Annotated in this window: 9 protein-coding genes; 5 read left to right on the plus strand and 4 right to left on the minus strand. The window is 45.8% G+C overall.

All coding sequences use genetic code 11. The features are described 5' to 3' along the window. Window positions 1-33: 33 nt before the first annotated feature. Both WBA23_RS01115 and WBA23_RS01120 read left to right on the plus strand, forming a co-directional pair. A complete protein-coding gene (locus tag WBA23_RS01115; protein ID WP_424580389.1) occupies window positions 34-807 on the plus strand; it encodes a S1/P1 nuclease in 774 nt (257 codons plus the stop codon). Between the two features lie 91 nt (window positions 808-898). Further along, complete coding sequence (locus tag WBA23_RS01120; protein ID WP_424580390.1) at window positions 899-2,491, plus strand: arylsulfatase; 1,593 nt, start codon at window positions 899-901, stop codon at window positions 2,489-2,491. A 76-nt stretch (window positions 2,492-2,567) separates the two neighbouring features. Here the strand turns inward: WBA23_RS01120 and WBA23_RS01125 are convergent, their stop codons facing one another. From WBA23_RS01125 to WBA23_RS01140, 4 genes are all read right to left on the minus strand, one after another. Then, window positions 2,568-3,017 (minus strand): IS1 family transposase, encoded by a 450-nt coding sequence (locus WBA23_RS01125; protein WP_424580391.1) that lies wholly within the window; start codon window positions 3,015-3,017, stop codon window positions 2,568-2,570. Next, complete coding sequence (locus WBA23_RS01130) at window positions 2,984-3,340, minus strand: IS1/IS1595 family N-terminal zinc-binding domain-containing protein (RefSeq protein ID WP_424580397.1); 357 nt, start codon at window positions 3,338-3,340, stop codon at window positions 2,984-2,986. Before WBA23_RS01130 ends, WBA23_RS01125 begins: the two co-directional genes overlap by 34 nt. A gap of 343 nt (window positions 3,341-3,683) precedes the next feature. Then, window positions 3,684-3,833 (minus strand): hypothetical protein, encoded by a 150-nt coding sequence (locus WBA23_RS01135; RefSeq protein ID WP_424580392.1) that lies wholly within the window; start codon window positions 3,831-3,833, stop codon window positions 3,684-3,686. Window positions 3,834-3,900: 67 nt separating this feature from the next. After that, entirely contained in the window at window positions 3,901-4,566 is a 666-nt protein-coding gene (locus WBA23_RS01140) for an SGNH/GDSL hydrolase family protein (protein ID WP_424580393.1), read from the minus strand. A 357-nt stretch (window positions 4,567-4,923) separates the two neighbouring features. On the opposite strand from WBA23_RS01140, the gene WBA23_RS01145 reads away from it, so the two are divergent. From WBA23_RS01145 to menD, 3 genes are all read left to right on the plus strand, one after another. Further along, window positions 4,924-6,873: an AMP-binding protein gene (locus WBA23_RS01145; protein WP_424580394.1), complete on the plus strand. Its 1,950-nt coding sequence runs from the start codon at window positions 4,924-4,926 to the stop codon at window positions 6,871-6,873. Between the two features lie 95 nt (window positions 6,874-6,968). After that, the gene (locus WBA23_RS01150; protein WP_424580395.1) at window positions 6,969-7,133 is read left to right on the plus strand and encodes a DUF1328 family protein; all 165 of its coding nucleotides are present in this window, start codon (window positions 6,969-6,971) and stop codon (window positions 7,131-7,133) included. 142 nt (window positions 7,134-7,275) lie between these two features. After that, a partial coding sequence (menD, locus tag WBA23_RS01155; RefSeq protein WP_424580396.1) for a 2-succinyl-5-enolpyruvyl-6-hydroxy-3-cyclohexene-1-carboxylic-acid synthase occupies window positions 7,276-7,890 on the plus strand: 615 nt, incomplete at its 3' end.

Below are 7,890 nucleotides of genomic sequence, written 5' to 3' on the forward strand. Positions count from 1 at the left end.
ATGATGTATCTTCGCCGCAAACAGATAGCCACCATGAAGAAATTAGTAACTACACTATCTCTTATTATTTTTATTAACCAAGCTGGATTCAGTTGGGGGCAGATCGGGCACCGGGTCATTGGGCAGCTAGCCCAGTGGCATTTAAGTCGGACCGCCGAAGCACGTATCACGCAGATTTTAGGACCAGTAGATTTAGCCTTGGCCAGTACCTGGATGGACGAAATACGCTCAGATTCTGCCTACGATTATACCAATACCTGGCACTGGGTAACCGTTCCGCCTAATACTACCTACAATCCTGAAATTCAGGAACCTACGGGTAATGCTTATGAGGCTACTCAGCAAATTATTGTGGCACTAAAGACCGGCGCTATCTCCCAGAAACAGGAACAAGAATACTTGAAAATACTGGTTCATCTGGTGGGCGACTTACACCAGCCCCTGCACGTAGGCACCGGTGAAGACCGGGGCGGAAACGATGTTCGGGTACGTTGGATGTACGAACCCGATTCATCTAACCTGCACCGGGTTTGGGATAGCGATATGATCAATGCCAAGCAACTAAGCTACACTGAACTGGCGGCTCACCTTAATCGCCACATCGACGCAGAAGTAGCCAATGACGCGAGAGCTCTACCAGCGCAGTGGCTGGAAGAAGCAATGGAACTACGTGATACGGTATACGACCTTCCCGATAGCCACCGAATCGGCTACCAATACATGTATCGTAACTGGCCAATTGTAGAACAGCAACTAATGTTGGCTGGGCTTCGGTTAGCTGAAATTTTAAATGATATCTATGGCTGAGTAGATAGTTCGACTGCTGGTTATTACTTATCAATTGTTAACTGTTTACTGATTGTTTCATTTTCTGAAAGCAGACTGTATATTCACTGTTATGAATAGACAACCTACTTTCTCAAATATTTCGTCTTTCCTATTCCTTGTTACTTTTCTTCTAGCCTGTCAATCAGAACAGGTTCAACAACCTGCGCCTGACTCTCGCCCGAATATTTTGCTGATTATGGCCGATGATATGGGTTACTCTGATTTAGGCTGCTATGGCAGTGAGATCAGTACCCCTAACCTGGATGAACTGGCCCAGTCCGGTGTTGCGTTTCGTCATTTTTATAACACAGCTCGTTGCTGTCCTACTCGGGCTTCATTGCTTACCGGCTTGTACCCTCACGAAGCAGGAATGGGTGCCATGGTTAGTGATATAAACAGTAATCCTGAGCCTGGGCCTTATCAAGGTTATCTAAACAATCAGTGTCTAACGCTAGCGGAGCTTTTGCAACCCGCTGGCTACGCTACGTATATGTCAGGTAAATGGCATGTAGGCGAAAAGCCGGAATATTGGCCTACAAAACGCGGTTTTGATAAGTACTTTGGCCTAATTAGTGGTGCAAGCAGCTACTACGAGGTAATTACTGATCAGCCCCGAGTTCGGCAGATGGCCTACAATGGGCAGCCCTGGACACCTCCCAAAGAAGAATTCTATATGACCGATGCGCTGTCAGATTCGGCAGCCTCCTTTCTTTCGCAACACCTTTCGGAGAAAAGTGATCAACCATTTTTTATGTATCTCGCCTACACGGCTCCCCATTGGCCACTCCACGCTCCGGCAGAAGATATCGCCCGCTATCAAGGTCGGTACAACGATGGCTGGGAGGCGCTACGGCAGGAACGCTACTTACGTATGCAGAAGAGAGAAATAATTGACACCACATTCCAATTGCCCCCTTGGGAAGAAGGAGCGCTAGAATGGGATCAACGAGATACTACAGCTCACTGGGAGCGGCGAATGGAAGTATATGCCGCTATGATTGACCGCATGGATCAGGGAGTGGGCCGAGTGTTTGATACATTGCGATCTAAGCAAGCTTGGGACAACACCTTAGTAATTTTTCTGTCCGATAACGGAGGCTCGCCGGAGAATACTACTGGGCGAAACCTAAATGACCCTTCCGTAGAAATTGGCTTTCCTGGTTCGTACGCCGCGTATCGTAAACCCTGGTCCATAGCGTCCAATACTCCGTTTCGCCGCTATAAACGCCACGTGGAAGAAGGTGGCATTGCTTCGCCATTATTGATGCACTGGCCCGAAGGAATAAACGCAACGGACGAACGCATTGATACTTACGCTCACGTAGTAGATATTTACCCCACCATTGCTGAACTAGCTCAGGCTACCTATCCCGATAGCATTCGGGCTTTGCGAGGTACAAATCTACTGCCTATTTTTAAAGGGGAAAGTGATGCTGCCGGTCGCCCGCTGTTTTGGGAGCATATTGGCCATCAGGCAATGCGGCAGGGAAAATGGAAGATCGTAAGTCAGGCCCCCGCGTATCAGTGGTCGCTCTACGATATGCAGCAAGACCCTACGGAACTGAACGACGTGAGTGCCGAGTTTCCCAAGGTGCTAGAGCAAATGAGCCAAACCTATGAGCAGTGGAGTGAGGAAGTAGGAGTAGAGAAGCGTAGTGGGTAAGATGAGCAAACTAATTATTTTGCCAGTTATATATTTCTTCATGCCCTCTAATTTGGAAAATTACAATTATGATTGCCTACAAATTAGGGGTAGTGTATTCAACATAAGGATGGATTTTTTGCCAACTTCTCAAGATTGTAGCGACCGACGCCCGGTGAACTAGAAAATATTTGATCGCTAAGTAATGGTTCTCCCACGTCTTGGAGAAAGAAAGCGTTTTACGAACCAAGCGAGCACATCGCTGACGCAGTGTATTATTGAATTGTTCTATAATAGTGGTCTGTCGCTTACCCTCCACCTGATGTTGACCTTTAGCGAACACGGTTGCGTAGGCATCCCAACGGTTCGCCGCGCGATCATCGGTAAATACTAAAGCTTTTCTTCTCAGTTTTTTAGGAATACTGAGCCGCTGCCACGGTGGCCACAAACCCAAAGCTCCTTCTTGTCCCCGTCCTCCAATATGAAAGCCTACAACGAGCCTACTACGTCGCTCTACAGCCAACCATTCCATTGGGGCCAGAGCCATTCTGGACAATCTTTTGCGCCTACAAATGACCAGAGTTCATCTGCTTCTAAGCAATAAAGAGCCAGTTCTGGTGTTTTCATTTTTCCGGTCGGAAGCCGTTCAGGAACTGTTTGCCAACACTGTTGAAATCGTTTAATAACCCATCCCAAACTCACTTGCAAGATGCGAGCAATAGCTCGTAGCGAAAGCCTCTCCAGCAGTAGAGTTTCTAAAAGGTCTTCACGGCTAAACCGCTTCGCTAAGGCGCGTTCTACCGCTTGGCGTTTACAACGATGACATCGGTAGTTCTGCTTTCCGTAGGAGGTAAAGCCGTTTTTTACGATATTATTGCTGCTTCGGCAGTCCGATTTGGCAATGAGGGCAATTACGCATATTATTGAAGTTTAGGTTAACCCAATAATAGGATTTGCTGCCTCGTTGCCAAATTTTTAATCTGTTCATCCTTATTTAAAATACACTACCCACACATTTACACAACTTAGTAGTAACAACTTGCTTTCTTAGATTTTTACTACCCTACAAACCTAAAGGCGGCGGCCGCTTCCAGTAAATGTTGACGGCCACGCTCAATACGTGGGTCGTTTAACTGCGAAAACATAGCGTATAGTGTCATGCTGGCAAAGCTCAGCACTACTCACTATTTTTACAAAATATAATGAAATTACCCTAATCAATGTCTTTCATAAGCATCGATAGTCCCAAATCTTCAATATCTTCCTCAGATAGAACTTTTGACTGAACGCCTAATTTTTCAAGTAAACTCTTCAAAAAATTGAGTTCAACGAAGTCTTTCGGGTTAATTACAATTGAGTTCATAATCCAAAGTTACGAAATAAGGTCGATAGTGCGCACAAATATTCGGAGAGCTTATCTCAGTAGTTTATTATGGCAAGCATGCTTCAAGTTGATCGGCCAAAAACTGATTGCCCTTCTCGTTCATATGCACGCCGTCCCCAGTTAGTATTCCTTCGTACTGTTTGGATGGATTATTTTCTCGGAGGTATTCGCTTATATTTGCTCGCAGATCGCACAGCGGAGTATCCGTTTCGTCGGCTACCTGCCGTACTACTTCGGCGTACTCCAGTAGTCGCTGATTAGTTTCGTCTTGACTGTCGGGGTCTTCACCAATCACAGTGGGAGTGGCTAGAATCACTTCGCTACCGGTGGAGGTAATGGTTTGAATTAAATCTTTTAGTCCGGCTTCGTACACGGGCTTTTCTGTTCCGGTGGTGCCTTCAAACTTATAGAAGTGCCACACGTCATTGATGCCAATGTAGATCACCACCACATCGGGATTATGGCTCAGTACATCTTCCTGGACGCGCCCCTGAAGGTCAGGCACTTTGTTACCACTAATACCAGCTCCAATAAGTTCGTAGCGGGACGTATCCATTTGCTGACGCATCAGATCGATGTAACCCCCTGGTTCATTGCCCGCTTGAGTGATACAATCACCAAAAAACACGACTCGCTTTTTCTCTGGCTGACAGGCAACAATACCTATTAACAAAACAAGTGGCGTTAATGATAATAATTGAGAAATAGACATAGAATGTAGTAGTTATTAACTAATAAGTTGACTTGTAAAACGCTGATAAACAAACTTTTAATGATTTTCAATTGACCATTATCAATTCCAGAACCTGTCTGGGATGATTTTTCCATTAATAGGATAAACTTCGTAAGTTCGTTCTAAGAGCGTGTTTAGATTTTATATTTAGAATTTGTTATGAGATATTTTTTGGTCAGTCGCGCGGCGAACCGTCGAGACTCTTTTTAAGGGGGATAGCCTAAGCTATCGTCCGCGAAAAAGCCGAAGTATGACCGGAAAATAGCCGTTAGAAAAATAAAAGATAAAGTTTAAACATGCTCTAAGTAAGTGAAAAGATCGTATTTTCCTAAAAGTATGGAAACAGAAGACAACAATCTAACCCAAAAAATTCAGCAATGGCTGGCCGTAGCCAGCACCGCTCGAGACACGCTAAGTTTTGAGCAAGTTTGGCAGAGTTATCAAGATGTCTACGGAAGTGAACCGCGAAAGATAGCTTGGCAACCGGATGAGCCGACTATACAGAAATCTAATCTTTCGGACTTAATGAAGCGGGCTGGGGTAAAATCGTACTCTGAACTGTATGAATGGTCAATACAAAACCGGGCTGCGTTCTGGGAGATAGTAGTTGAACAGTTAAATATCCAACTTACGGAATCCTATCAGCAAATAGTAGACAACAGCCAGGGTAATGAAGAGGTGAACTGGCTGGTGGGAGCGCAACTTAATATTGTAGAAAGCTGCTTTCAGGCTCCAGCCGATAAACCTGCCTTGACCCTAGCCGATGAGTCGGGACAAACCAAAACATTAACCTACGGACAACTAGAAGCACTGGTAAATCGCGTAGCTTCCGGTCTGCAAAATATGGGTCTAAAACCCGGAGATGCAGTAGCGTTGTACATGCCGCTGGGAAAAGAAGCGGTAGCGGCTTACTTAGGAGTAGTAAATGCCGGAATGGCTGCGGTACTAATTGCCGATAGCTTTTCGGCGCAGGAGCTAAGTAGTCGGTTGAAAATTGCCAAGGCTAAAGCAATCGTGACTGTAGACGCCTACGCTTACAATCAAAAGATGCTTAATGTATATTCGCGGGTAAAAGAAGCTACTCCGCTGCGAGCAATTGTAGTAAAAAATCAATCCGATACTCAACTAAGGCCGGATGACATTAACTGGGATGATTTTTTGGGCGAATCTACCGCCGAAACCCACATTGGTCAGCCAGACGATACGATCAGTATACTATTTTCGTCGGGCACTACTCAGGAACCTAAAGCCATTCCTTGGAACCATCTTACTCCCATCAAGTGTGCAATGGACGGACGTTATCATCAGAATATTCACGCGGAGGATGTGGTAACCTGGACCACCGGAATGGGCTGGATGATGGGGCCTTGGCTGATCTTCGCTACGCTAATGAATCAGGCAACCATTGCGCTGTTTACTGGCTCGGCCGCCTCGGAAGCCTTCGGTAAATTTGTAGCGGACACTAAGGTGAGCGTGCTAGGCACTATTCCGTCGCTGGTGAAAGTGTGGCGAGCAAGTAAGGTTATGGAAAGCTACCGTTGGTCGGTGCGGGTATTCAGTTCTACCGGAGAGCCGTCTAACGCAGAAGATTATTTGTACTTGATGTGGCTGAATGATTTCCAAGCACCAATCATCGAGTATTGCGGAGGAACCGAGATTGGCGGCGGTTACTTAACCGGAACAGTGATGCAACCGGCGATTCCCGCTACCTTCACCACCCCTGCCCTGGGGCTAGAGTTACGATTCAGAAATTCTAATGGGCAGCTAACGCCAGTTCAAGATGGTGAAGTATTCATCGTCCCTCCGGCTATTGGGTTATCGCAAAAATTACTGAACCGCAATCATCATGAAGCATACTACGCGGATAGTCCTACGTTTGAAGATGGCCACCCGCTTCGTAAGCACGGTGATAACTACCGGATTTTGGGCGAATACAACCAAACGGTATTTTATCGGAGCCAAGGTCGAGCCGATGATGTCATGAACCTAGGAGGCATTAAAGTGAGTGCGGTAGAGATTGAAAAAGTACTTAATCAGCACGCAGTTATTGCAGAATCGGCGGCGGTAGCTATTTCTCCGCCCGAAGGCGGACCGGAGCAACTGGTGGTTTTTTACTTGACCAATCAGGTAGTAGAGAAGGAGCCGCTAAAGAAAGAGCTGCAAAAATTAATTTCTCAGCAATTAAACCCTTTGTTCCGCATTGCTGATGTCGTCCAAACAGAGAGTTTACCTCGGACAGCGTCTAACAAACTAATGCGTCGAGCACTACGGAAGGAATACGGTTAGTAGGATTAAAAGTGGTTTCAGTACAATTTGCACCTAATTTTTTCTATATTGAGTTAAAGTAGTTTAATTTTTTTATAACCTAACCATTCTTTATTATGCTTCGCTGGATCATCATACTTTTAGTATTGGCTTTAATTGCCGCCGTGCTGGGCTTTGGTGGCTTAGCGTCTGGTTTCGCCGAAATTGCTGAAATTTTATTCTACATTTTTCTGGTTGTGTTGGCAGTATTACTTGTTATGCGATTGATCGGACGTAAATAATGAATAGCGCATTATCGATCGAAGGCACTTTTCCGTATTTGGATAAGTGCTTTTTATTGGGTTTGTAGGCAGTGAATGCACGAAAGAAAAGAGAAGCAAATTCTGAAACTTTCAAGAATAGGTTAAGTTTGTTTGAAAAAGCTTGATTCTACCTTCCGTCGTTGCTACCACTCAAATCTGCGCTGAATTAGGAGTTCGCCGGGTAATTATCTCTCCGGGGTCCCGTAATGCTCCGCTAACGATTGCCTTTGTCCGCCACCCAAGTATTGAAACCTACTCGGTGAGCGATGAACGATCGGCAGCGTTTATTGGATTAGGCATGGCTCGGCAGACCCGAAGCCCCGTAGCCTTGATTTGCACCTCGGGTAGTGCGGCTTATAATTACGCACCGGCCGTGGCGGAAGCTTACTTTCAGCAAATTCCGCTACTCATTCTTACTGCTGACCGCCCGCCGGAGTGGATTGACCAACTAGATGGGCAGACTATCCGCCAGCGAGAAATCTACGGAAAGCACATAAAGGCTAGTTACGAATTGCCAGTAGGTCAAACGGAGGCTGACCAGTGGTACGCCCATCGGCAGGTTTCTGAGGCGGTAAATAAAACACAGAGTTATCCACCCGGTCCTGTTCACGTAAACGTACCCATTCGCGAGCCTTTCTATCCGAAAGAAGGCGAAGAAATTTCTTTTGATACTCCGGTTAAAATAATTCGGATTAGCGAAGTAGAAGCACAATTATCGATCGATGCCCAACAACAA

The organism is Tunicatimonas sp. (genome assembly GCF_049647865.1).
In the GTDB taxonomy this organism is placed as follows: Bacteria; Bacteroidota; Bacteroidia; order Cytophagales; family Cyclobacteriaceae; genus Tunicatimonas.